The following is a 23935-nucleotide window of genomic DNA, read 5'->3' on the forward strand; positions in this document are numbered from 1 at the left end:
ATATGAAAAAAGCAATAGTAAATAAACTGATCTGGTTTTTACCATTTGCGCTAATTTTTACCGTTATGGAAGTCAGGGCCGACGGTTTACCAGGAGAGTATCTGGTTACTGAACGATGGAGAGCTTTTTTCTCTGATATATCACCCGTGAACAATCCTTCAATCATTCAGGAACAGTCTCACCCGTCTTTAAGGGGGGTTGTGACCCTTTCGGGACAAGATATCGCGACTCTTTATGAAATCGGACTGACATTACCATTAGGATTATATCATACTCTTGGATTAACAGTAGTAGGAGAAAATGGTAAACCGGTTGAGAATTGGATCGAGAATGACATGGGAATCATTTTAGAAGGAGAATCAAGCAGCCATTCTAATTCTCATTTTATGTTATCCTATGCCACACATCTATGGAGAGGATTGCTATTTGGTGCTAATGCTAATTTCACTTATAAATCAAATTTTGGACTCGATCCCGATTTTAACCTTGGTCTTGATGTAGGACTTTCGTATCGACTCTTTTTACACCAGCTGTTTGGGGCTCATACTGTTGGGTTAACTTACAAAAATATTCCTTTGCCTGAAATGGGAAATCTTAATAGAATTACACTCTCTCCTATGTTGAGGGTAAACTATTCTATGTCTTTTCTTCGTCGAGCGCTGGAATTTGATGTGGCATTAAATGTCAAAGACTTTCATGCAAACCCTGACGATTTTCTTGGCAGCAGACAGGCAGAATGGGATCTCGTTGCCGGTTGGAGAGTATGGCCGCTTAAATATATAGGACTGAAAGGATTTCTTGAATTTACCGGAGGAAGGGCTCTGGATACATGGGGTGTTGCTGCGGCTTTTAATATACCTCACCTAAACAGGGGAAGAGATTTTGAATTTACCTATCAGTACCATGATGAAAATAACATAAATCTCAGTGGTACTCAATCGGCCTATCTTAAGTACGATTTTGGTCTGCATAGAGAAGAGCTGTACGCAAGACGCCAGGTTCGTTTACTTACTATGTCTCCAAATGAATTATATAACCGGGCAATGCACCTTTATAACAGAGGAAATCATTGGGATGCCTTTTTAATATTTGCCCGAATAAAAACTGAACACCCGGAATTTCATCTTAATGACCTGGTTACCTACCATGCCGGATCATCTCTTGAAAAACTTGATATGCAGGATGAAGCTATTAAAATGTACGAAAAAACGAGAAGTAATTATTCTCAAAGCACCATTGTTCCAAATGCTAATCTTGGTTTAATGAGAATTCATTATCGTCAGAACAACAGCAGTGCATTAAGAAATTATTATGTAGAATTGAATCAACCGAATGTTTCTGATTCATTGCGAGCTCATGGATCCTATCTTATGGGTCAGAATTTTCTCTCTATGGATGATCCGCAGAGAGCTGTGAGAGAATTTAAACTTATCTCTCCTGAACACCCTGACTATATTTTTGCATCGCACAGTAAAGCTATAGCACTTCTTTTGACAGGTGCTCCTGACAGTGTTATTATCCAAAGCCTTGAAAACAGTATTAATTCACCGACTCCAACTGAAATAGAGCGGGAAATAGCAAACAGATCGTGTCTGTTTGCCGGATACCTGTTTTATGAAAATGAGGAGTATTCAAAAGCTGTTACTGCATTGAGGATGGTGCCTGATAATAGCAAGTACTATGAAGAAGCGCTGCTGGGACTGGGGTGGACTGCTCTAAAAGCACAACAATGGCGGGATTGCATAAGAACCGGGCAAAGCTTAGCATCTCAAACAGAAGATCCGGTGATCAAAAGTGAAGCCGGTTTAATTAAAGGGTATGGGTATTTGATGAAGCAGCAGTATTCAAATGCCGTTGAAGTTTTTGAGAGGGCCTATGATAAATTGGCTGCTTATACACTTGCCAGTGCTGATTCGGTGGAAAAAATAACTCAACAATACAAACAGAACAGATCAGATCATTTAAAACTTGCTGATCAGTTTGTAAGTATTGCTCAAAGAGGTGCTAACGTTGACAGAGATTATACTGAACAGCTTAGAACCACACATGATGAACTTAGGGAAGAGTTCACTCAGTTTTACAGATTTACATTTCATGACAATAGAGCCAACTTCTTTTTTAGAAGTTATGGCTCAATATTTGATGAATTACGGTTCGCTCTTGCTCAGGCAAAAAGACTCAGTGGATCGGGGGCAGAAACAAGAGACATGAGAAGAAGAAGGAATGAGCAGGATCAAATTGAAGAGGAACTTGAAATGTTAAGACGAAAAATGGAAGAATTGGAAGAATTCAATGACTAAACAGGGAGGCAGTATGGTTACACTCATTTGTGCAGTGCTTTTTCTGGCTGTATCAACCATTCAAGCACAAATCAGTATTAGTGGTACGGTAACTAATACCGATGGTGAGCCGATTGCAGGAGCATCTGTTTCTGTACCGGAATTGGAATCATTTGTATACACCAACGATGAAGGTGAATACGAGATAACTATAAGCCCCTTGAGTGTTCAAAGATCAAACCCTATAAAGGGGCAAAATGTACGACTTCAAAACGGCAGAGTTATGCTTTCAATGGATAAATCTGCATCTGTAAGGGTTGAAGTGTTTTCCCTGAACGGTAGGCTGGAACGCCTTTTGGTAGATAGTGACTTAGCTGCCGGCGATCATAGTTTCCCTGTGGATCCTTTTAGTGCTTCTACTATTCGCCTTGTAAGGGCAACTGTAGGACAATCAGTGTATACCGCAAGAGTTAATAGCCTTCAGCAAACAGCCCAACTTAAACCGATTGGTATAACAGATGCACCCAACAGAAGTGCTGCAATAAGTGGTAACGTGATGAGGGTCTCAAGAGCAGGGTATAGGAGCGAACACGTTGAGCTCTCAGACGATGCGTCTCAAATAGTGGATGTCGCACTGGAAAGACTTCCTCAGGGAGATGAAAGCCTTGGTACATCACCAGTTGAAGATGGTTCGGGAGAGAGGATAGAGAGATACGGTGTTGAGCAGATCTACTGGGGTGAACTGAACGGAGAACTTGTTCCTTTGGTTAAAATTGTCACTGCTGTAACCGAACAGGCAGTCGATATAAATGTCATCTTCAATCCCCATTTTACTGATAACACCTACGGTACAGGTTCTGTTGGCTGGGGAAGAAACAGACCTTTTCACAATGTTGTCACTAGTAATCATGTGAGGCTTGCTGCCACAAACAACGATGGCGATACTGCTTTTTATGGTGAACTTGACCAAATTCATAAAAAAGGAGTAAACAACGAATCGGGATATGCTGCACTTGGCCCCTTTGGTGGTGATGGTGATCTTATTATTGGTGACCCTGACCATATCCTTTCCTATGGAACATCGACCTGTGATAACATAAACTATCATGGTTATCATTTGTTTGAAAATTCTCCCCAAACAGATGAATCCTTCACCCCTAACCCCGATTATCCAAACTGGGAATACCTTGTTGTATATCGCCTATCCTTAGACCCTGAAGCATTCGGGGAATCAGGGTTTAGAGATGTGCAAATGACCCACGTTCACTCTTCGCCAGCAAAGGGTGATGATACCATTGGGATCGAGGAGAGGGATGACTTGGAGTATGTGCCGGGAAGTGATGATGATCCGTTTAGATATCTTCTTCCTGTAAATCCTCACGTTCCATCAGATGACGATGATGACTCGTCTGATGATGGAGATGATTCAGGTGACCCGTCTGATGGCGACGACGATGAGGATGATGATGACAAAGACGATGACCCAATCGATTTTGATCCGGTGCATTAATAAGAATACTATTTCATGAGAAAGAGGTTGTTGCCCCTGAGGCATAACCTCTTAACGGATAAATTTGCCAGTAAATAGCAAGGTGTCAAAGATACAAAATTTCTTAGAGCAACCAAAAAAAAGTAATCTTACCTTATAGGTATTATAGAACGCTCAATTAACCTAAAACCAAGTGAGGGTGTATGAAATTAGCTTCAATCTTAATAATGTCTCTTTTGTCTATGGCGATTCTTAGTGGCTGTTCCTCGGATGATAATCCAATGACAAACAGTGAACGAGACAGAAACGATTATCTAAGTTATGTTAATGAATTTATTTTTAACATGGAGGAAGAAAACAACCAAACACTGTCTTCAGATGAAATTCAGGCATCAGTTGTTTCCTATGTAATTGAGTATAAAGGTGAAAAATGGATTAAATTCGAAGATGCTGATGAGGGGCTTGGGGAAGATAGAAAGGTTCAGACCGATTTCTTTCGAATAAAGGTATCCGGAGAGCTTACTGCAATTACTACAACTACCAAGGCAGCGACCAATTTCGACAGCTATGTTCTTACAGAAGAAAATCCTGCTTATCAAGACGAATTGGGATTCAAGGCAAATCTGATTCAAATGCCAACTCAGGAAGATCCTTACCTCGTAATTGCTCTTACCAGTGTTAGTGCACGACATGCACTCAGTCATGTCGTTTTTGAATGGTCAGATGATGCCGAAGTTGTTGAAAAACCAGGTACAGATGAGGTAATCCGTAGGGACGAGGAAACCGATTCAGATTCTGGCAATAATCCTCAAGATCCATCAGATAAACAGGATTCAGAAGACTCTTCTGATGGTGGTGATAATTTAGATGACCCTACCGATGGCGATGAAGATTCCGATGATCCGTCAGATTCCGATGATCCGTCAGATTCCGATGAAGATCTGCCAATTGATTTTGACCCTGTGCATTAATAGCTAAAATAGTTACTTTATCATAAAAAGAGGTGACTACCCATCAGGTATAGCCTCTTTTTTTTTGTGTGCTATACATGGCACCTTCCAATACACGGGGAATATACTATTCAAGTTTTGACGGCTGCATCTGTGCATAGTTGTGAACGATGAGCCCGGAGCATTGAACAGAAAAGAGCATTAAAGCGTGAGAAAATTGTAGTATAAAACTCATCACTATACTAGCGAGCATAGTGCTAAAACAAACTTGTACAGGAATATTTTTACTATAGTCAGTGCAGTTGAAATAATCTTTTTAAACCACTACTTATCACTTACACTTATTTTTTCCACCAACACTTCAAGCCCCCTAAACCAGGTCTAAGAGGCGTAATGAGTCTGAGGGTTAAACCTCAGACCCGAATACTGCTAATGTAAAAATGATCGGTTTGTTTAGAACCCCTGCAATCCACAGCACCTGGTACAAACTGGCATGAGCCCTTTTTTCATCTGAATACGAAACGTCTTAAAAGCTTCGCTGTTCCAAACGTCGTAAAAGGGCTGGTTGTTGATATTACCGACAGTGTAGTCCTGGTAATCACGGCAAGGGGTCATTCTGCCATCAGGGGAAATTTCACATGCATAGTAGATACTTTCACATCTTGGGTATCCACAGTGCCAGGAGTGATCGGAATAGTACCGTCTTATCTGTGCTTCACTTTCGATATCCGGAAAGAACTGGGGATAACACACTCTTCCTTTGGACATTTTGTGGATCTCTTCAATCTGTTTTGCTGTTTGGGCCGGGTCTACATCATTGAAACAGGACTTTAGATATCCACGATGATTTTGTGGCGGGTATCCAAAGCGCTCTTCAAAAACCTTCTCATGTAGTTTTGCACGTTCTTCGGTAATAAACCATCCATAGTAATAGGGGTGAAGTTGTGCCTTATCCAAAACGAGACGGTGTATATCGGCCAAATGAGAATAGTTGTGATTGGAGATTACTGTAATCGGAACAATCATAGGGAATACAAGATTTTTTTTCCTTTTGATCTCATCAGCCTTCTCCATCACAGCAATAGTTTTTTCAAAATTGTTGGAAACTTTTCCATTTGCTGGTGATCGCATCACATTTTGGGATTGAGAGTCCCAGCCATCAAGACTCAAAAACAGAACCGAAAGTGAGCCGGTGTCAATCAAATCCTCGAGTATTCTATCAAGATCCTGTGCATTGGTGACAAGAGAACCCTTGAGATTATACTTTGCAAGCTCCTGGAAAAAGGGGAGAAGAGGTTTCCACATGGTTGGTTCTCCACCCCAAATATAATAGAATGGATTGTCTCTGCGAGTTTCAAACACAATGCGTTTTACTACATCGAAATCGAGTTGGTTTAACTTCTCACCCCTGTTGAGTTTTAATCTCAGATGACCATTTTCTCCCCATTGACCACAGGATGAACACCTGAGGTTACAGATTTCATTCACTCTCAGGGATATTTGACCAATGGGCAGATCAAAATTAGGATCACGCGACGGCAGATACTTTCGTAACTGTCGGGGAAGCATGCTCCAGGTCCTTATATCTTGAAAGAGAGCTGGTAGAATATGAGATAAAACAAACTTTGAGGGTAGCAGAGCTTTTCCCTGAAACTTTGCCATAAGCATCATTCTCCTGTTTTTTGTTTTTTTTAATATACTCTATTCTGCTTGAATGTGGGAGGGGATAGAACCAAAAAAGGTAAAAAAGATATTAGAGGTACTTTTCCAGCTCTATATTGGTTTCTTCCCAGTTTTTTAAAAGCGTTTCCAGCTCTTTGTTGGCACTTTTAAGCTCGTTGGTTTTTGAGTCTAGAAATTCAAAGTTAGTAGAGTTTTCAGGGTTGTTTAGGTGAAATTCAACACTCTCCACAATCTTTTCCTGGTTCTCTATCTCTCTTTCCAGTTTTTCTATTCTTCGGGTAAGCTTTTTTTTGATTTCACGCTCTTTTATTCTGTTTTCTTTTTCTGTGGACTTTGATTTGGCGCTGTATCGTTGTGGTGGCTCACTACCTGGTGTGTCCAAAGATAGACTTTCTACATAGTACCTGTAATCCTGGAGTGTTCCGGGGAAATCCCGAATCATATTGGGACGTACCTCAATTATTCTGTTTGCTACTTTGGAGATAAAGAATTCATCATGGGATACAAACAGAATGGTACCTTCAAATTGTGACATTGAGCGCGCAAGCATTTCAATTGAGCTTACATCCAAATGGTTGGTAGGCTCGTCCAGCAGAAGTGTATTGCCGGGGCTGGCAAGTATTTTTGCAAGCACTAAGCGGGATTTTTCTCCACCAGAGAGCACATTCGTTTTTTTATCTACCGAATCACCACTAAAAAGAAACGCTCCAAGTATATTTCTGATATAACTCTTCTCCGTACATACTGTGTCTTGTGCAACCGTTTCAAGCAGTGTCATCTCAGGGTTAAGCTGGTCAAGCTGGTGCTGGCCGTAATATCTGATATCTGTGTTGTGACCTAATTCAAACCTTCCCTCTGCCGTTTCCAATGCGCCTGCAAGTACTTTGAGAAGAGTTGATTTTCCGGCTCCATTGGGGCCGATAATGGCGACTTTTTCACCTCTTAACACCTCAAGATTTAAGTTTTTAATCACCATAGTGGATGAATATCCGGCAGAAACATTTTTAAGTTTCAGAGGGACTGAACCGGACTGTTTTATAATCGAGAAGGAGAAATTGATTTCCTGGTTATCACTTTGCAGCTGATCGGGAATTTCTGCTCTCAGGTGCTCTATTTGCTTCACTCTTGATTGTGCCTGAGTAGCTTTAGTCGCTTTGGCTTTAAAACGTTCCACAAAGCGTTCTTTTTGAGCAATCTTTGCCTCGATGTTTTTTATTCTGTTTTGTTCAGCAGTATCGAATTCAGAACGAAATTTGACATAAGCATCATAGTTACCCTTATATACAGTTACTTTCCCGTTTTGGACCTCTGCAGTGTGATCGGTAATTCTGTTGAGAAAATCCCGGTCATGAGAAACAATCAGCATCCCCCCGTTATATTTGGAGAGAAATTTTTCCAGCCATATCAAAGAATCGAAATCAAGGTGGTTGGTGGGCTCATCAAGGAGAAGGTAATCGGGGTTTTTAAGTAGTAGCTGTGCCAGAACAGCTCTCATCTTATATCCACCCGAAAGGCTGGTTAGGGGCTTGTTCCACTGCTCATTACTTATTCCTAATCCCGACAGAATCATTTCTGCTCTGGATTTAAGTGAAAAGCCATCCATCATGCTCATTTCATTTTCAAGCTTCTCAAGCTTCTCAATTGCACCCTGATCCCCCCTCTCTAACTGTTCTGATACAGTTTGAAGACTCTTTTCGTAGTCTAAGAGATGTTGAAAGGGTTTAAGTACAATGTCCATTGGAGTTGATTTGTTGAAAATCTCAACTTCCTGAGCAAGATAACCCAGCTTTAAATCAGAGGGAAGTATTACAGAACCACTGTCAGGCTCCTCTACTCCCGAAATCATTCTGAGTATGGTAGTTTTACCTGCACCGTTTCTGCCCAACAGAGCCGTGCGGCGGGAAGTATTAAAAGAGAACGACGCAGCATTGAAAAGAACCGAAGAGCCGTATTGTTTGCAAATCGATTGAAAATGTATCATATGGTTTTTTACTGTATGTTACTGCAGCCCGGTATGCCCAAAGCCACCGGCACCTCTGGTTGTTTCGGTTATCTCTGCTTGTTCAATAAAATCTACATTGGGGAGAGCAACAGGTACAAGTTGCGCGATACGATCACCTCTTTTAATCACAAAATCAGAATTGCCTAAGTTGATCAGCAGTATCTTGACCTCTCCTCTGTAGTCAGAATCGATAGTTCCGGGAGCGTTAAGCACTGTCACACCCGATTTGAATGCAAGGCCACTTCGCGGGCGAACCTGTACCTCCAATCCCTGCGGTATTTCAAAACACAGCCCGGTTGGTACAATGGCCCGGCACATTGGTGCAAGAGAGATATCATTATCTATTGCTGCAGAAATATCACAGCCACTTGAGCCGGGTGTCATACGACAGGGAATAGCAAGCCCATCAGCATGATCAAGTTTTTTAACAGAGATATATTGTCTGGTCATTTTAGGTAATTCTTTACAGGAAACGCAGGTAAAAACTTTTGAAAAGAAGCAGGGAAGAATCGTGTTTGAGCGATTCTTCCCCTAAAACTTTACGACTGTTGTATTAAAGGAGTGCTTTGCGGCTTAGTTTAACTTTGCCGAACCGGTCAAAACCGATCAGTTTCACTTTAACCTTATCTCCAACCTGGAGTATATCGTCTACTTTTGCTACCCGTTTTGTATCAAGTTCTGAAATATGGATCAGTCCATCTTTACCAGGCAGAAACTCAACAAATGCTCCGAATTCCACAATTGTTTTAACCGTCGCCTCATAGATAGCATTGAGTTCCGGTTCTGCTACAATGCCTCTGATTCTGTTTAAAGCAGCATCACGTTGTTGACGATTCGTGGCCGCTATCTGGATTGTACCATCATCTTCGATAAAAATGGTTGTTCCGGTGGTTTCCTGGATATCACGGATTACCTTACCACTTGGGCCGATAACTTCTCGTATCTTCTCCTTGTCGATAGTAATCGTACTGATCCGTGGAGCATGAATAGAGAGCTCTTTGCGGTTGGATGAAATCGCTTCGTCCATGGTATCAAGAATTTTAAAACGTGCCTCTTTTGCTTTTGCAAGGGCATCATGCATAATTTCCGGAGTAATTCCAGCAATTTTGATATCCATCTGAATAGCTGTTATTCCATCCCGTGTACCTGCTACTTTAAAATCCATATCACCCACGTGATCTTCAGTGCCAAGTATATCGGTGAGAATTGCAACATTATCACCCTCTTTAATCAGCCCCATAGCTACACCGGCAACATGTGTTTTGATCGGCACACCAGTTGCCATAAGTGACAGCGATGCTCCGCAAACAGAAGCCATGGATGACGAACCGTTAGATTCAAGTATTTCAGAGACAACTCTTATGGTATAGGGAAAACTTTTTTCATCAGGTAACACAGGTGAAATCGATCGCTCGGCAAGATGTCCATGCCCGACTTCACGACGGGAAACAGAAAACATCCTTTTAACTTCACCAACAGAGTAAGGCGGGAAGTTATAGTGGAGCATGTACGATTTATCGTATTCACCCTGAATATTATCGATATGTTGTTCGTCGAGTTTTGTGCCGAGTGTAGAAACAACGAGGGCCTGTGTTTCACCTCTAGTAAAAAGCGCGCTTCCATGAGCACGGGGGAGAAGATCTAATTCGCAGGTTATTTTTCGAATCTCATCAAGGCCCCTGCCTGCGATACGTGTAGATGTTTGGAGGATAGTTTTTCTTATATCCTCTCGCTCAAGGTCAGAGAAGATGGAAGCGATCTGATCTTCTGATTCAGGAAACTGTTCACTAAGGGCTTCGGTTGCTTCTTTGAGCAGATTTTTCATAGCCTTAGAGCGTTCCATCTTTTCGCCGATAAAGCAGGGTTCATGAATTTTATCTTTAACCTGTTCCTTTACGGCTTCTACCAGCGCAGGATCTTTTTCTGCAGGTACAAATTCAACCTTCTGTTTGCCTGTTTCGGCGGCTATTTGCTTCTGCACGGCTACCAGTTTTTTGATATGTTCATGGGCCATAAGTATTGCTTCTACAAATGTTTCTTCTGGCAGTTCTGTAGAACCCCCTTCAACCATCATGATTGAATCCTGTGTTCCTGCCACAACCAGGTCGAGTTGACCGGCTTCAGTTTCCGCAAGCGATGGAAAGACTTTGAGTTTGCCCTCTACCATGCCAATTCTTACAGCCGCTACTGGTTCATGAAACGGCATCTCAGAGATGGTCAGTGCAGTAGAAGCGGCGGTGATTGCAAGTACATCTGCATCATAAATGTCATCAGCAGAAATAACGGTGCAAATTATCTGAACTTCGTTTCTGTAGCCTTTGGGGAAAAGGGGACGAATCGGTCGGTCAACCAGACGTGCTGCAAGAATCTCTTTTTCACTGGGACGTCCTTCCCGTTTAATAAATCCCCCGGGGAATTTACCAGCTGCATATGTTTTTGCAATATACTCAACAGATAACGGAAAAAAATCTGCGCTCACCTCACCACCAGAACATGCTGTAGCAAGTACCATCGTATCACCCAGGCGTGCTATAGCAGAACCATCTGCCTGTTTAGCCAGCTTACCAGTTTCCAGGGATACCTTCAGACCGTCTATATCGGCTTCTTGTTTTGTGTAAGGCATCAATTCACTCCTCATATATTTAGAATTGTTATTGGCATTCAGATCCCGGTCTCTATTGCGTATGATTAATGCAAGATATAACACTAAGGGGAGTAAAAAAAATACGCACCGACTGGTATCATAATGTGTGAAGGGTTCTTATAAACGTTTTAAAAACACCAGACGCCCGAAAATTTTTCGGGCGTCTGAATCGGACTTATTTACGTATCTTTAGCTTCTTAATAAGGATTCTGTATCGTTCAATATCGTTTGCCTTTAGATAGTCTAAAAGTGAACGTCTCTGACCTACCAGCTTAAGCAGGCCATAGCGGGTGTGGTGATCTTTTGGATTGTTTTTCATATGCGCAGTAAGATGCGAAATACGTTCGGTTAAAAAGGCGATCTGAACATCACTATTGCCGGTATCTTTTTCGTTGTTTCCAAATTCCCGGACTATCTCCTGTTTGCGCTCCTTGGTCAAGACCATGAGTGTGTCTCCTGTGAAAAATATTCTCTGATTTCGTTAATGTCTTTAGTAATCTGTTCACTTAGTTGACTCTCCTGAGAGAAGGAGATATCACTGCGAATAAAACGGTGTAACCATAAGTTACAGTGTTCTCCATAGTGTGGTTCATCCACTCCAAACTCAAACACATGAAACTCAAAATGGATATCACGGTTTGAGAAAGTAGGGCAATTACCAAAATAAAGAGCCCCCTGAACTTTCCGATCTTTGAATTCCAGTTCTGCCGCATATACCCCTGCGGGTGGAATAACTTTCTGCGAAGACGGTTTTCTGAAATTAAGAGTTGGATATCCAAGCTTTGTACCGGTTTTTGTGCCTTCCACACGTGATACAGTAATCAAATAAGGGTGACTTAACCCTTCAACAGCTTTTTGTATCTTCCCCTCAATTATCAGTTTGCGAATCTGGGTAGATGAAATTACGGTTTCATCCTGCTTATACAGACTCACGACAAATGTATTAATATGGTATTTGCTCATTACCTGGTGCAAAAAATTTTTGCCGCCACTATGATTCTTTCCTACAGAATGCCCCTCTCCCATGACCCAGCCAAGGGCATTGAGCTTTTTTATAAGTATTTGCTCAGCAAATTGTGTGGCACTTAGCTGCCGAAATTCGTTATCGAAGGGAATCACCACAAGATAATCAATCCCAAACCCCTCAATTAAAGCAGCCTTTTCCTCCAGAGTCGTAAGGGTCATCTGTGAGAGTTCCGGAAATACTACACTGCGGGTATGTGGATCAAAAGTAACGGCAACACTACATACATTAGCCTCACGGGCCCTTTTTACTACTTCGGATAACAGTAACGCGTGCCCTCTGTGAACACCATCAAAATTTCCAACCGTTACGATACTTTGGGGTAGGGAAGTAAAATTATCATCTAATCTCAATAGTTTCATTTAATCCATTACCTGCACGCTTTGGTAAAAACCTTCTCGGGGTGAAAACGTTCCCCCTCAACCCTTTTAAGAACTGAGACAAGTCCCATCCCTTCATCGAACGCAAAAAGGCGATCTCTCTTTTTACTTTCAAACTCAGGCAATACTATATCTTTGCCAAAGAGAAGCTTTGATTTATGGTCATTATTTATTGTGACCGCATGATCACTGAACACTCTCCTGGTAGGAATAATATAGTTTTGCGCATCCTGGATTGATTCTAATTTTATGGCGTTTTTTATGGTAAAATCACCTGATTGTATTCTACGCAATTGTGATACTACACCAATGGTACCAAGTGATTGTGCTATATCCCGGGCCAGAGAACGAACATAGGTCCCACCGGAGCAACTGGTTTTAATGAGCGCTTCACCATTCTCCCTGTCATAGTTAAGTACTTCTAAAGAAAAGATCTCAACTTCTCTGGGAGGCAGGGTAATATCTTCTCCCTCCCGTGCAAGTTTGTAGGCGCGTTTACCCTTATACTTAATTGCACTAAACAGGGGAGGGGTTTGAAGAATTGTTCCGGTAAAATGGGGCAGGGATGAAAAAAGCGCACTTTCCTGAGGGATTATATCATTTCGTCCGGTCTCTTTACCCTGAAGATCCAGTGTGTCGGTTGTATAACCAAACTTTAGCCCAAACACATACACCTTGGGGTCTGAAGGTAGATACTGAAGCAGTTTTGTACTCTCCTCAAGAGTTAACACCAGCAGCCCTGATGCATAGGGGTCCAGTGTTCCGCAGTGCCCTACCTTCTTTAGCTGTAATGCTCTTTTAACTGTAGCGGTTACAGCAAAAGATGACGGACCGAGGGGTTTGTCTATACAAAGAAAACCTTCCAACTTCTTAGTCTAACTCCTGTTCAAGAATGGAGAGCATGTAGTCCAGTGCAGCCTTAAAAGGACGTTTGATTGTACACCCTGCAGCACAACTGTGCCCACCTCCGCCAGGAACTTTTTGAGCAATACGCCCAACGTCTATTTTCCCCTTCGAACGAAGGCTGAAATGAGTCTCAGAAGGAGTGTGTTTACATAACATCCCCACTTCAACCCCCTTAGCGGTGATCGTATAATCAGACATACCTTCAGAGTCACTGTAAAGGGCCCCGGTCTCCTCAATTGCCTTTAGAGGCATATTCATACTACACACCTTACCTTCAAGGTGAAAAGAGAGAGTGGACCAGATTTTTGATTGAAGCAAAAGCCCCTGCTGAGAGTGAGAGGAGTAGACCAGTTCATAGATTTTAGAACAATCTGCTCCCTGGTCTGAAATGTCGGCGCATTTGCGAAGGATACGACTGGAGGTATTGGAAAACCGAAAACCTCCTGTATCGGTCATTATTGCTGTGTAAAGAGCCTGGGCGACAAACGGTGGATAGTGGATACCGTTATCTTTAAAGAAATCATAGATGATTTCCCCTGTAGCAGCTGCATTTACATTCACATGATTAATCGCGCCAAAATGTGTATTGTCTCTATGGTGATCTATGTTTATGATAGTATCGGCAATCTTCTCCTGTCCTTGCCATCCGGTACGAGCAGGATTAGAACAGTCAAGAATCATCAATACATCAAAGCTATCATCTGGTTTATGATCTTCAATTAACCGGCTGTTTTGTAGAAACAAAAACTTGGATGGAACCGGATCGGAACAATACATCTTCACCGTTTTTCCTATACTGTTTAAATACCAGTAAAATGCCAGTTGTGATCCAACACAATCACCATCGAGACTTAAGTGAGAAGAAATCAAAAAGGTTGAATTTCTCTCAATCGTTTCATTCAGTTTATTCCAGGTCATCTTGTATTTCTTTTAATAACATATTGATATGCTGACTGTGTTCAATAGATGTGTCAATTTTAAAATAAAGTTTTGGAAAATTCTTCATGGTTACCCGTGAGGCAACGGTGCGCTGTATAAACGGAGCAGCTTTATTAAGTGCAGCTACAGCTTCAGACCTGTCCACCTCTTCATCCATTATACTTACCAGAACAGTTGCATTTCGGTTGTCCTGTGCAAGTTTTATATCGGTAATGGTAACAATCTGCGGAATACGGGGATCCCGCAGATTGTGAGCAATGACAGTACCGATTTCTCTGTGAAGTACTTCTTTAATTCTTTGATTATGAAAATTAGGCGCAGCCATGATTATCTCCTTTCAATAGTACCCTAAAAAGCCGGTTAAAAAAGATTGAGCGCTACAGGGTGCTACGAAAGTTTTCTGGCGATCTCCACTTCTTCGTAGGTTACAATTCTATCACCTTCACGATAATCAGAGACTTTTTCAAGGGTAATACCACATTCGTAGCCGCTGTTTACTTCGCGTACATCCTCCTGAATTCTCTTAAGGCTTGCGATTCGACTTTCTGCGACTTCTACATCGTCCCTAATAAGGCGAGCTTTAGCTCCACGTATCACGGTTCCCGATTCAACATAACACCCTGCAATAGTACCGAGTTTCGATATCTTAAACACTTTTCTGATTTCAACTTCAGAAAGGATGTTTTCCTTAATTTCGGGTTTAAGCATACCCTCCATGGCATTATGTACATCATCCACAACTTCGTAGATAATTCTGTAGGTTCTGATTTCAACACCTTCACGTTTAGCCATTTCACGAATTTTTGTATTAGGGCTCAGGTGAAAGCCAATAATAAGTGCATTTGAAGCAGCTGCCAGAAGGATGTCGGTTTCTTTTATGGCACCCACACTTTTGTGAATAACTCTCACCTTAATCTCTTCGGTACTTAATCTTTCAAGAGAGGCGGCAAGTGCTTCAACAGACCCATCCACGTCACCTTTAATAATCAGGTTTAAGTTCTGGACATCCCCGGCCTTAATTTGCTCATAGAGATGATCCAATGAGACGGAGCCAATTTTTCTTAATTCTCGTTCTTTCTGTGCCAGACGACGACGTCCGCTGATTTCACGCGCTTCCTTTTCATCCTCCACCACTCTGAAGGAGTCACCAGCCTGAGGTGTTCCGGTTAAACCAAGTACAAGAACTGGTTGGCTTGGTGTCGCTTTTTCAACAGGTTTACCACGTTCGTTATACAACTCACGTACTCTCCCGTTGTGGATTCCTGTAACGAAAGCATCACCTTTTTTTAGTGTACCCCGCTGAATCAGTATTGTAGCAATAGGACCTTTTCCTCTGTCTAGTTCTGATTCAATCACAACACCATGTGCCTTGCCTTTAGGGTTAGCTTTAAGTTCGAGTATCTCTGTTTCGAGGGCAAGAACTTCCAGAAGCTTATCGATTCCCTTACCGGTTTTTGCGGAGATCTCTATACACGATGTCTGCCCACCGTATTCTTCGACTATTACGTTATACTGAGCGAGTTCAGATTTGATTTTTTCCACATTAGCTGAGGCCAGGTCAGTTTTGTTAATTGCTATCACGATAGGTACATTAGCCGCTTTGGCATGATCGATAGCCTCTCTTGTTTGAGGCATAACGGCTGAATCTGCAGCAACCACCAGAACAATGACATCGGTTATTTGTGAACCACGTGCACGCATAGCAGTAAAGGCTTCATGACCAGGAGTATCAAGGAATGTTACAGAACCATTTTTGGTATGAACTTCGTAAGCTGCAATATGTTGTGTAATACCTCCGGCTTCACCCGAAATCACATTTTCCTTACGAATGTAATCAAGTAGGGAAGTCTTTCCATGGTCAACATGCCCCATTACGGTGACTATAGGAGCACGGGGTTCTCTATCTTCGGGATTATCAGCTTCCTCTTCGAGCTCAGTTTCCGCCGCATACTCACTCATAAGTTGAGCATTGTAGCCAAACTCATCTGCAACAAGCTCTATAGTTTCAAAGTCAAGGCGCTGGTTGATAGTCACAAAAAGGCCGAGTTCAAGGCACTTAGCAATGACATCAGAAGGCTGCACATTCATCATGTTCGAAAGCTCATTAGCAGTAACAAACTCTGCAACATTTAAAATCGGACGCTCTTCCTGCAGCACAGCTTCCGGTTTTAGTGCTTCTTCCTTTTTATATTTCTTTTTAGATGCTCCGGAGCCTATACGCGCAAGCGTCTTTTTAACATTAGCTTTCAGTTCACCTTCTTTAATTTCGGGACGTTCACCCCTTCTTTTGGATTTTTTCTTTCCTTTATCCTTTTTAGCAGTATCAGGTTTTGCACTGGGCGGTGCATTAGTAACTCCCGGTACTTCAGTTTTACCTTTCTCTGCAGCTGGGGCCGGAGAAGGGGTAAATTTTCCTTTAGCCCAGGATTCTTTTTCGTGATACTTTCTAATACGGGGTTTTTGTTGAGTCTGGGCTCTTTTGTCCGCTTGCTCATCTTTTTCCCGTTTTTGTGAAAAGGGTTTAGCTGGAGCTGGTTTGGTTTTCTTTACAGCCGTTTCTTTAGCTTTTTTTGCCTTTGCCTCAGCAGCTTCCTTTTTCTTTTCCTGTTCCTGCTGCTTTTCAGCCAGCTCTTCCTTTGCTTTGGTAAGGAGCTTCTTTTTTCGTTCGTACTGTTTTTTTATTTCTGCACGTTCTTGCTCAAATTTTTTCTTTACCTCATCACGCAAACTCTCATCCACAGTACTCATGTGGCTTTTTACAGCTATTCCCATTCCTCGTAACATCTGTACCAGAGCCTCGCTTGAGACCTTGAATTCTTGTGCAAGTTTGTAAACTTTCTCTTTAGCCATTCCTTTTAACCTCTCATCTTTTGACCGCCGGCAAGTCTGAATAGTAATTATCGGGCATCTTTTTCGTAACAGATTGCTTTTTAATTACATAAGCTTCAGTTCCTGCACTTTTAAACTGTTAAGCGAGCCGGTATAGACAACACGCATATCTAAACATCTGCAAATCGTTATTACAGGGAAGAGCCGGCTTCATTACCTTCCTTGTTCTCGCTTGCTTCATCAATTGCTGAATCGGCGTCCTCGTCTGACTCAGACAGTGAACTTACAGCACCTTCTATTATAGTATCCTGAGTTGGATTCTCTTCATTATCATTTTGCTCGAACCGTTCTCCGCGTGCCTCCTCACGCATATCGTCATACGCTTCGTCGTAGGTAACCTCTTCATCTGGTTCGTTAATTGGTAGATCGGTCTCTACCTCCTCACCCATTTGATCAACAGGAGCAGAGGGGGTTTCACTAAGCGCTTCCTCTTTCTGCTCTTCTGTCAGAGACGCAAACTCCTGATCCCCAAAGACATCAATTTCCCGGTCAAGCATTTTTGACGCAAGACGGATGTTTTGCCCCTCACGTCCTATAGCCTGAGCAAGGTCTTCTTCTCTTATAACCACCACAATTTTATGATCACCTACCGGAATTACCCTTTTTACTTCCGCAGGTGCAAACACTCTTCTAACCAGAAGTGAAATTTCCTCGGTCCAGCTAATAATGTCTATGCGCTCGTTTGAGAGTTCACGAACAATAGCCTGCACTCTGTTACCACGCATCCCTACACAGGCACCAACAGGGTCCACTCTGCTGTCATTGGTAGTAACAGCAATCTTTGAACGATGTCCCGGATCTCGCACAACCTTAATGATTCTAACTGTCTTGTCATAAATTTCGGGAACTTCAAGCTCAAAGAGTCTGGCGAGAAATTCGGGGCTGGTGCGGGAGATGATAACCTGAGGTCCTTTAATGTTATTTTTAACCTCTACAATGCAGGCACGAATATTTTCTCCCTGACGATAATGCTCTTTTCTGATCTGCTCTCTATATGGTAATAACGCTTCGGTTCTTCCAAGATTGACTAAAATATTTCCTCTCTCAATCTGCTGAACAGTACCGGTAACCAGTTCACCCAGTCGTTCACTGTAATCGGCGTACACCTTCTCCCGCTCAGCTTCACGAACCCTTTGCACAATCACCTGTTTTGCAGTCTGAATAGCAGTTCTACCAAAAAGATCTACATCAAGATCCTGAATCAGCTCATCACCGATCTCAAGAACAGAATCTATGTTACGTGCCTCTTCAAGACCAATCTCAAATTCAGGATCTTCGACAAAATCTACCACTGTCTGCCGTGTAAAAACTTCTATTGTCCCCTTATCCTTATCGATCTTAACCTCGACATTTGCAGGCTTGCCAAGATATCGTTTGGCTGCGGTGGCAAGTGCATCTTTCATGGTATCCAGAACCAAATCCATGCTGATACTTTTCTCTTTGGTTACCACACTGATTGAGTTTACAATGTCGGAGGCTTTCAGAGCCTCATTTCTGCTTTTCTTTTTCATTTTAAACCAGACATCCTTCCAATTTACTTGAATCGGATCTCTTCTCTGCCGCTCAATATATCGCAGAGAGGAATTTCCACCATGGTATTATGTTCGTTTTCCAACACCAATTTGTTGCCCTCACAGCCAATAACTTTTCCCCTAATACTCTTTTTCCCTTCAATAGGCTGGCTCACATGCACTACTACATCTCTGCCTTTAATCCTGTTAAAATCCCGCTCAGTTTTTAAAGGACGATCGATACCAGGCGAGGAGACCTCAAGGTTATAGGGCCGGTTGGCAGAGAAGTTGTTTGCATCAAGAAGCTCTGAAAGCTCTCTGCTTACCTGCTCACAGTCACGTATCTTTACCCCCTCAGGGCTGTCTATAGTGACTCGAAGAATCGAACGTTTGCCAGCATGGAAAAAACGCAGCTCATAAAGCTCAAGTCCAAGCTCTTCAAGCTTACTCGTAACTAATGGAGTAATGCGTTCAACTGTTTCCAAAACTAAAACCTTGATGCAAAAAAGTGACCTGATAACAAAAACGGGCATAAAAGCCCGATTTGAGTCGAAAAACTCTGTAATCTATGAAAAATAATAGCTGCTACTAAATTTAACAATATTAAGTTTGGAAATAAAGTCAAATACTATATCTGCTTAACCCCACTTTTCCCTTACGATTTCAAGGGCCTGTTGTTTAGAGAAGAGTTGTTCCTCCAGTTGCATATCATATAGCTCCCCAAGAATCTCTCCAAACAGGGGGCCGGGCTTCAGTCCAAGCTCAATGAGATCTTTGCCGGAAAGAAGAGCGGGTGGTTTTATCTGCTGCACCTCAAAGTCCGAAAGCTTCTCTTTTATAAAAAAGTAGTTGGACAGATCTCCATGGCTGGAAAGACAGTCGACCCTATGAAGCTCAAGCTCTTCGGTGATTGTTGGCCGGGAAAGAAACTTTTTTAAGGTAGAGAGGCGCATTTTGGTTACATTCATGAAATTCATGTGGTTTTCGACCATAGTACTGACCTGCTCAATTAGTACATTGGGGGCCCTTAGACGTTTTAGCACTTTGTGGCTCATCTGTGCCCCTACATGGTGATGGTTATTAAAGCGTATTCGATCACTTACACTCATAGTTGGTGGTTTACCGATATCATGGAGAAGAACAGCCCATGCAAGTGTTGAAGAGGGTTTTGGGGGCATAAGGCTGAGTGCTTTTAACGTGTGAGCAAAAACATCTCCTTCGGGATGAAACTGGGGCGGTTGCTCTATGCCCCAAAGCGATTCAACTTCAGGAAGAATATGTGCCAGGAGGCCACTTTCATAGAGCAGTTTAACTGAGAGGTGCGGATTTGGCTGCCTGAGCATTTTATCCACTTCAGAGAAAACTCTCTCCGGGGAGATTGAATCGACACCTGAAGCTGCATCCCTAAGCGCTTGCCAGGTGTTATCCTCTATGGTAAATGAAAAACGGGCCGCAAAGCGTATGGCTCGTAAGGGACGTAGATAATCTTCCCTGAAACGACTTGGTGGATCGCCTATGGCCCGTATAAGTCCATGGGATATGTCGCTTCTACCATCCACGTAATCAATAATCTGTTGGGTGAAGGGGTTGTAAAACATACCATTAAGGGTGAAGTCGCGTCGTTGTGCGTCGGTTTGTGCGTCAGTAAAAACCACATTCACAGGGTGGCGGCCATCCTTTATACCCACATCTGAACGAAACGTAGCTACTTCAAAGGGAATACCGTTTTGAATAACCACTATGACGCCAAATTGTTCCCCTACTGCTATGGTCTGAGAAAAGAGGCCGGTAATCGTTGCCGGCGTTGCATCCGTGGCTATATCGATATCACTTTTTTCACCCTGCTGCATTACCAGGTCCCGTACATATCCTCCTGCAATCAGTGCCTGATAGCCATGCTCGATAAGTGTGGTTAAAATATGGGTTGCGGCTTGGAGCTGCTCATCAGCAGAGTAGTTTTTCATAAAATGCGGACTCTTTCTAACTGTTTAAACCCCTTTTTTAAAGGGCAATTGTATCAAATTTAATGCATAGCGAACCGTTTATAACTAAATACCACCATTAAGCTAAACTGGGGTGGGCAAATAATATATTATAGTTATTGACATTGCCATAGCGAAAAATGCATCTTTAGATTTATCCTGCAAAAATCAGGCATAATTACTATTATTTTATACAGCAAACGGAGGGGTCATGAAACTTTTTAACTCACTTATCCTTGGTTTAACCGCTTTGACACTTTTAATCGGGTGTGGTTCGCCCCATGAGTCCAGAGGAAACAGGGCTTATAATCAGGCCCAAAGAACTCAGGGTGCAGAACAAATGGAGCACGAAAAGGTAGCATTCATGAGTTTTCGCAGGGCTATTCAGGAAAACCCGGACAATGTAAGCACACGACTAAGAAACAGATTCATTGAGATGGCTTTGATACGTGCTCAAATGGTTCTTACTGAAGGTGGAATGGACTTTGATGCTATTCCTTTGCTCATGGAAGATATCGAAGCACAGCTTAAAGATGACGTTGAACCAGAGCTTAGGCAAGATTATGCTATGTTTATCATGCAGATGGCTGATTCATCTATAGCAAAAGAACAATACAACTTTGCACTCGAATACATCGATAACGCATTGAGTGTTGCCAGCAACACCGCTCCCATAGAGCAGAAAAGAAGCAACATCATCGGTGAGGTAGCCAGAGAAAATCTGGATATGGCAAAAATGTACTTTGAGCAGGGTAAAAAGGACGAAGATGAAAGGGCTCTTATAAGAGCTGAGTATTATGTTCAGGCTGCTCTTTATTTTGACAGTACTTTATCCGATGCAGAAAAACTACTTAGTGATGTCAGAAAGGAAAACATCTCCTTCTACTCTGCCTATCCCAGCGTTATCACTCACTATACCGATACACTGCTTTTTAGAAGTGTGAATGAGTATGATATTCTGCTGGCTGTTCCTGCAATTCAGAACAGAGGGAACAACACCGTTGCTATGGTTAATATCTATAACTACTCCTATAACCCGCTGCGTATGCGTGCTCCTCATTTCGCACTGGTTGATACCGATGGAAGAGAGTATAAGGCAAGGGCAATGAAGATGGAACCCGATTTTGTAAAACAGGAGAGAGAGGAACAGTACACATTAACTTTCCCAAGACCTCGCGCACCAATCAAGAAGCTCACTTATGAAAATGGTAACCATTATTCAGCAAAGTATTTCAGATAGTACATAAGTAACACAAAAAAGGGCAGACCAGACTCTCTGGTCTGCCTCTTCCCTCGCAACTGTTATGCAGTAAGCATTGTTTAGAAAATCTTCCTTCTTAAAAAAATTATCACTCTAAAAACAGGAATATATATGGGTTTATCCAAAGAAGAGATTATCGATCTGGCAGCCCGCTACATACCAGCGGATGAAGCTACCGATTTTCCACATGAAGGAGATCTGTTCTGTCTTCTCATCCGGGAAACAACAGAGGAAAAGGTGTTGTCTGAGGAAGAGGGCTGGGGATTTGGTGGCTATGGCCTCTGCACAGGCTACACCCTGGATGAAGATGCAAAACCAGCAGGGAAGTGGCTCTGGATGCACTTTGTCTCTCTGCAAAATTTCCCTCCCGAGCAACAGGTGATCAAACTGCAACCACCGCATGTAGTCAAAGGGAGATTCCAAAATCCCGACAGAAGCAGAGAAATCAGAATCGTTAAAGTGGGCATCCAAAATGCCTTACAAACTTCCACCGTTAGTAAGGGTGAGATAAAAGAGACTCCAACAACCGGTGCTGAAGAAAATACTGAAGATAAAATTGTTCAGTTCAGAAAGATGGGGAGCAAAAAGAAGTCCTGAAACCGGGTCTGAATATCCACTTACTTTCTAAAGAAAACAGTTCGAAAAGCCGATATAGAGAATAAATCATTGAATAACGGCTGCTTTGGACTGAATGAACGTGACTGGATCAGATAAAAAAACAATTATTTTTATTACCACAGTAACTTTTCTGTGGACCTGTAACGGCCTTGGGCCCAATAGCTTGTGTTTCTACAAGCCACCGGCAATTTTCAGCGGTTATATCAACGGGTATTACAAAGAGTTTAATGGAAATTGCCGCTGGCCCAACACTTCTGAGCTTTCCGGTGACACCGTCCGTCTCTATTTTTTCTGCGATTCCTTCTCTGAAGAAAACACCATGCGCTCCGGCGATCTGCTACGGATTGATATATGGCCCGGTGTTGAAGGTTCAATCATTGGAAATGACCATATACTGTTGCATATGGCCAGATATCATAACACAAACGCTACTTACACAGTACATCCATCCTACCCTCAGGTATCGGAAAATATCATTCAGGCTAAAATAAATACATTTCAGCCAAAACCAGGTGGAATGATTGAACTGGAAGAGTTTTATGTCAGAACTGCTTCTGTACCCGGGACTCATGCCAGAGAGCTGGAAATTCACAGTGGTAGTATAAAGGGGCGAATTGATGAGTAAGTTTCAACTGATCACCATACTTCTCCTTGTTGCCAATATGTATGCTCCGCAGGCACAAAACACGCCCCAGGGCTTTAATGATGTACCCTGGGGAAGTACCCCGGAGGAGGTTCAGCAGATCGCTCAGATACCCCAGTGGCAGCCCGACCCTGTTGCAGATGAATTTCCCCAACAGATGGAGATCGAGGTTTTTAGCGTAGATAACGAAGTGGCCGGGTACCCCGCAAATGTACGTTACTATTTCTACCAGCAGCAATTTTTCCAGGCGACCGTTGTATTTGAATTTGAAGAGCTTGAAAATTTCGATTATAATTTCAACGTATACCGAAGCGTAAATGAATATTATAACGCCATACGAAATACTTCACTTCTCTTTACCCAGGACATCTACTCGCTTCTAAGAAAAAAATATGGAAAAAGAAAACCAATTTTCAGAGGCCTCGATCCGCGGTTGGCTTTTACCCGCCTTGATGCCTATCTCAGACAGGAGCAGTGGAATCTTAGATATCACCCCTATGCCTTTTATCAGAGAATAGTCACTGCTGCTTATGCCAGATGGGACTTTCCCAAAACACGGGTTATCTTCTCTATTAATATAGCCGCCCCTCAGCAACGCTTCGATTATAAACTCTCTGCCGTTTCCCTGGATCTTGAGAGAGAAGTGAACAGACAGATGGATCTGATTCGTATGCAGGGCCTTTAATGCTTAAAGCTGCCCCTCTTTTTAGAGGGCCATTTGCACCGTTTCTTTAT

General features: G+C 42.4%; 20 protein-coding genes. 7 read left to right on the top strand and 13 right to left on the bottom strand.

From position 1 onward, the window contains the following. Positions 1-2: 2 nt before the first annotated feature. The 3 genes from QA601_12625 to QA601_12635 all read left to right on the top strand — a co-directional run bounded on the left by QA601_12625 (position 3) and on the right by QA601_12635 (position 4739). The gene (locus tag QA601_12625) at positions 3-2300 is read left to right on the top strand and encodes a hypothetical protein (protein ID MDG5815928.1); all 2298 of its coding nucleotides are present in this window, start codon (positions 3-5) and stop codon (positions 2298-2300) included. A gap of 13 nt (positions 2301-2313) precedes the next feature. Next, the gene (locus QA601_12630; protein ID MDG5815929.1) at positions 2314-3789 is read left to right on the top strand and encodes a hypothetical protein; all 1476 of its coding nucleotides are present in this window, start codon (positions 2314-2316) and stop codon (positions 3787-3789) included. A 182-nt stretch (positions 3790-3971) separates the two neighbouring features. Next, positions 3972-4739, top strand: a complete 768-nt coding sequence (locus QA601_12635) for a hypothetical protein (GenBank protein MDG5815930.1) — start codon at positions 3972-3974, stop codon at positions 4737-4739. A 432-nt stretch (positions 4740-5171) separates the two neighbouring features. Here QA601_12635 and QA601_12640 read toward each other — a convergent pair whose 3' ends face one another. The 13 genes from QA601_12640 to QA601_12700 all read right to left on the bottom strand — a co-directional run bounded on the left by QA601_12640 (position 5172) and on the right by QA601_12700 (position 20660). Beyond that, the gene (locus tag QA601_12640; protein ID MDG5815931.1) at positions 5172-6380 is read right to left on the bottom strand and encodes an SPASM domain-containing protein; all 1209 of its coding nucleotides are present in this window, start codon (positions 6378-6380) and stop codon (positions 5172-5174) included. A gap of 91 nt (positions 6381-6471) precedes the next feature. After that, on the bottom strand, positions 6472-8382 hold the full coding sequence (locus tag QA601_12645) for an ABC-F family ATP-binding cassette domain-containing protein (protein ID MDG5815932.1): 1911 nt from the start codon (positions 8380-8382) through the stop codon (positions 6472-6474). A gap of 18 nt (positions 8383-8400) precedes the next feature. Then, positions 8401-8853, bottom strand: coding sequence for a dUTP diphosphatase (dut, locus tag QA601_12650; protein ID MDG5815933.1), 453 nt, complete (start codon positions 8851-8853; stop codon positions 8401-8403). A 103-nt stretch (positions 8854-8956) separates the two neighbouring features. After that, positions 8957-11026: a polyribonucleotide nucleotidyltransferase gene (locus QA601_12655; GenBank protein MDG5815934.1), complete on the bottom strand. Its 2070-nt coding sequence runs from the start codon at positions 11024-11026 to the stop codon at positions 8957-8959. A 196-nt stretch (positions 11027-11222) separates the two neighbouring features. After that, on the bottom strand, positions 11223-11492 hold the full coding sequence (gene rpsO / locus QA601_12660; protein MDG5815935.1) for a 30S ribosomal protein S15: 270 nt from the start codon (positions 11490-11492) through the stop codon (positions 11223-11225). Further along, positions 11483-12433, bottom strand: a complete 951-nt coding sequence (gene ribF, locus QA601_12665; GenBank protein ID MDG5815936.1) for a riboflavin biosynthesis protein RibF — start codon at positions 12431-12433, stop codon at positions 11483-11485. Before ribF ends, rpsO begins: the two co-directional genes overlap by 10 nt. Positions 12434-12441: 8 nt before the next feature. After that, on the bottom strand, positions 12442-13317 hold the full coding sequence (gene truB / locus QA601_12670) for a tRNA pseudouridine(55) synthase TruB (protein MDG5815937.1): 876 nt from the start codon (positions 13315-13317) through the stop codon (positions 12442-12444). A 4-nt stretch (positions 13318-13321) separates the two neighbouring features. Continuing rightward, positions 13322-14275 carry a bifunctional oligoribonuclease/PAP phosphatase NrnA gene (locus tag QA601_12675; protein ID MDG5815938.1) on the bottom strand — a complete coding sequence of 318 codons (954 nt, stop codon included), beginning with the start codon at positions 14273-14275 and terminating at the stop codon, positions 13322-13324. Beyond that, positions 14262-14621: a 30S ribosome-binding factor RbfA gene (gene rbfA / locus QA601_12680; GenBank protein ID MDG5815939.1), complete on the bottom strand. Its 360-nt coding sequence runs from the start codon at positions 14619-14621 to the stop codon at positions 14262-14264. The genes QA601_12675 and rbfA overlap by 14 nt, the downstream gene beginning before the upstream one ends. Before the next feature lie 62 nt (positions 14622-14683). Then, positions 14684-17146, bottom strand: coding sequence for a translation initiation factor IF-2 (gene infB / locus QA601_12685; protein MDG5815940.1), 2463 nt, complete (start codon positions 17144-17146; stop codon positions 14684-14686). A gap of 170 nt (positions 17147-17316) precedes the next feature. Continuing rightward, entirely contained in the window at positions 17317-18696 is a 1380-nt protein-coding gene (gene nusA / locus QA601_12690; protein MDG5815941.1) for a transcription termination factor NusA, read from the bottom strand. A gap of 23 nt (positions 18697-18719) precedes the next feature. Beyond that, a complete protein-coding gene (rimP, locus tag QA601_12695) occupies positions 18720-19181 on the bottom strand; it encodes a ribosome maturation factor RimP (GenBank protein MDG5815942.1) in 462 nt (153 codons plus the stop codon). A 153-nt stretch (positions 19182-19334) separates the two neighbouring features. Continuing rightward, positions 19335-20660 carry a CCA tRNA nucleotidyltransferase gene (locus QA601_12700; GenBank protein MDG5815943.1) on the bottom strand — a complete coding sequence of 442 codons (1326 nt, stop codon included), beginning with the start codon at positions 20658-20660 and terminating at the stop codon, positions 19335-19337. A gap of 229 nt (positions 20661-20889) precedes the next feature. Between QA601_12700 and QA601_12705 the strand changes: the two genes are divergently transcribed. From QA601_12705 to QA601_12720, 4 genes are all read left to right on the top strand, one after another. Beyond that, entirely contained in the window at positions 20890-21918 is a 1029-nt protein-coding gene (locus tag QA601_12705; GenBank protein ID MDG5815944.1) for a hypothetical protein, read from the top strand. Between the two features lie 132 nt (positions 21919-22050). After that, positions 22051-22536 (top strand): hypothetical protein, encoded by a 486-nt coding sequence (locus QA601_12710; protein MDG5815945.1) that lies wholly within the window; start codon positions 22051-22053, stop codon positions 22534-22536. 94 nt (positions 22537-22630) lie between these two features. Continuing rightward, positions 22631-23182 (top strand): hypothetical protein, encoded by a 552-nt coding sequence (locus QA601_12715; protein MDG5815946.1) that lies wholly within the window; start codon positions 22631-22633, stop codon positions 23180-23182. Further along, positions 23175-23885 carry a hypothetical protein gene (locus tag QA601_12720; GenBank protein ID MDG5815947.1) on the top strand — a complete coding sequence of 237 codons (711 nt, stop codon included), beginning with the start codon at positions 23175-23177 and terminating at the stop codon, positions 23883-23885. The genes QA601_12715 and QA601_12720 overlap by 8 nt, the downstream gene beginning before the upstream one ends. The last annotated feature ends 50 nt before the right edge of the window (positions 23886-23935 follow it).

This window comes from Chitinispirillales bacterium ANBcel5 (assembly GCA_029688955.1).
Lineage (GTDB): Bacteria > Fibrobacterota > Chitinivibrionia > Chitinivibrionales > Chitinispirillaceae > Cellulosispirillum > Cellulosispirillum alkaliphilum.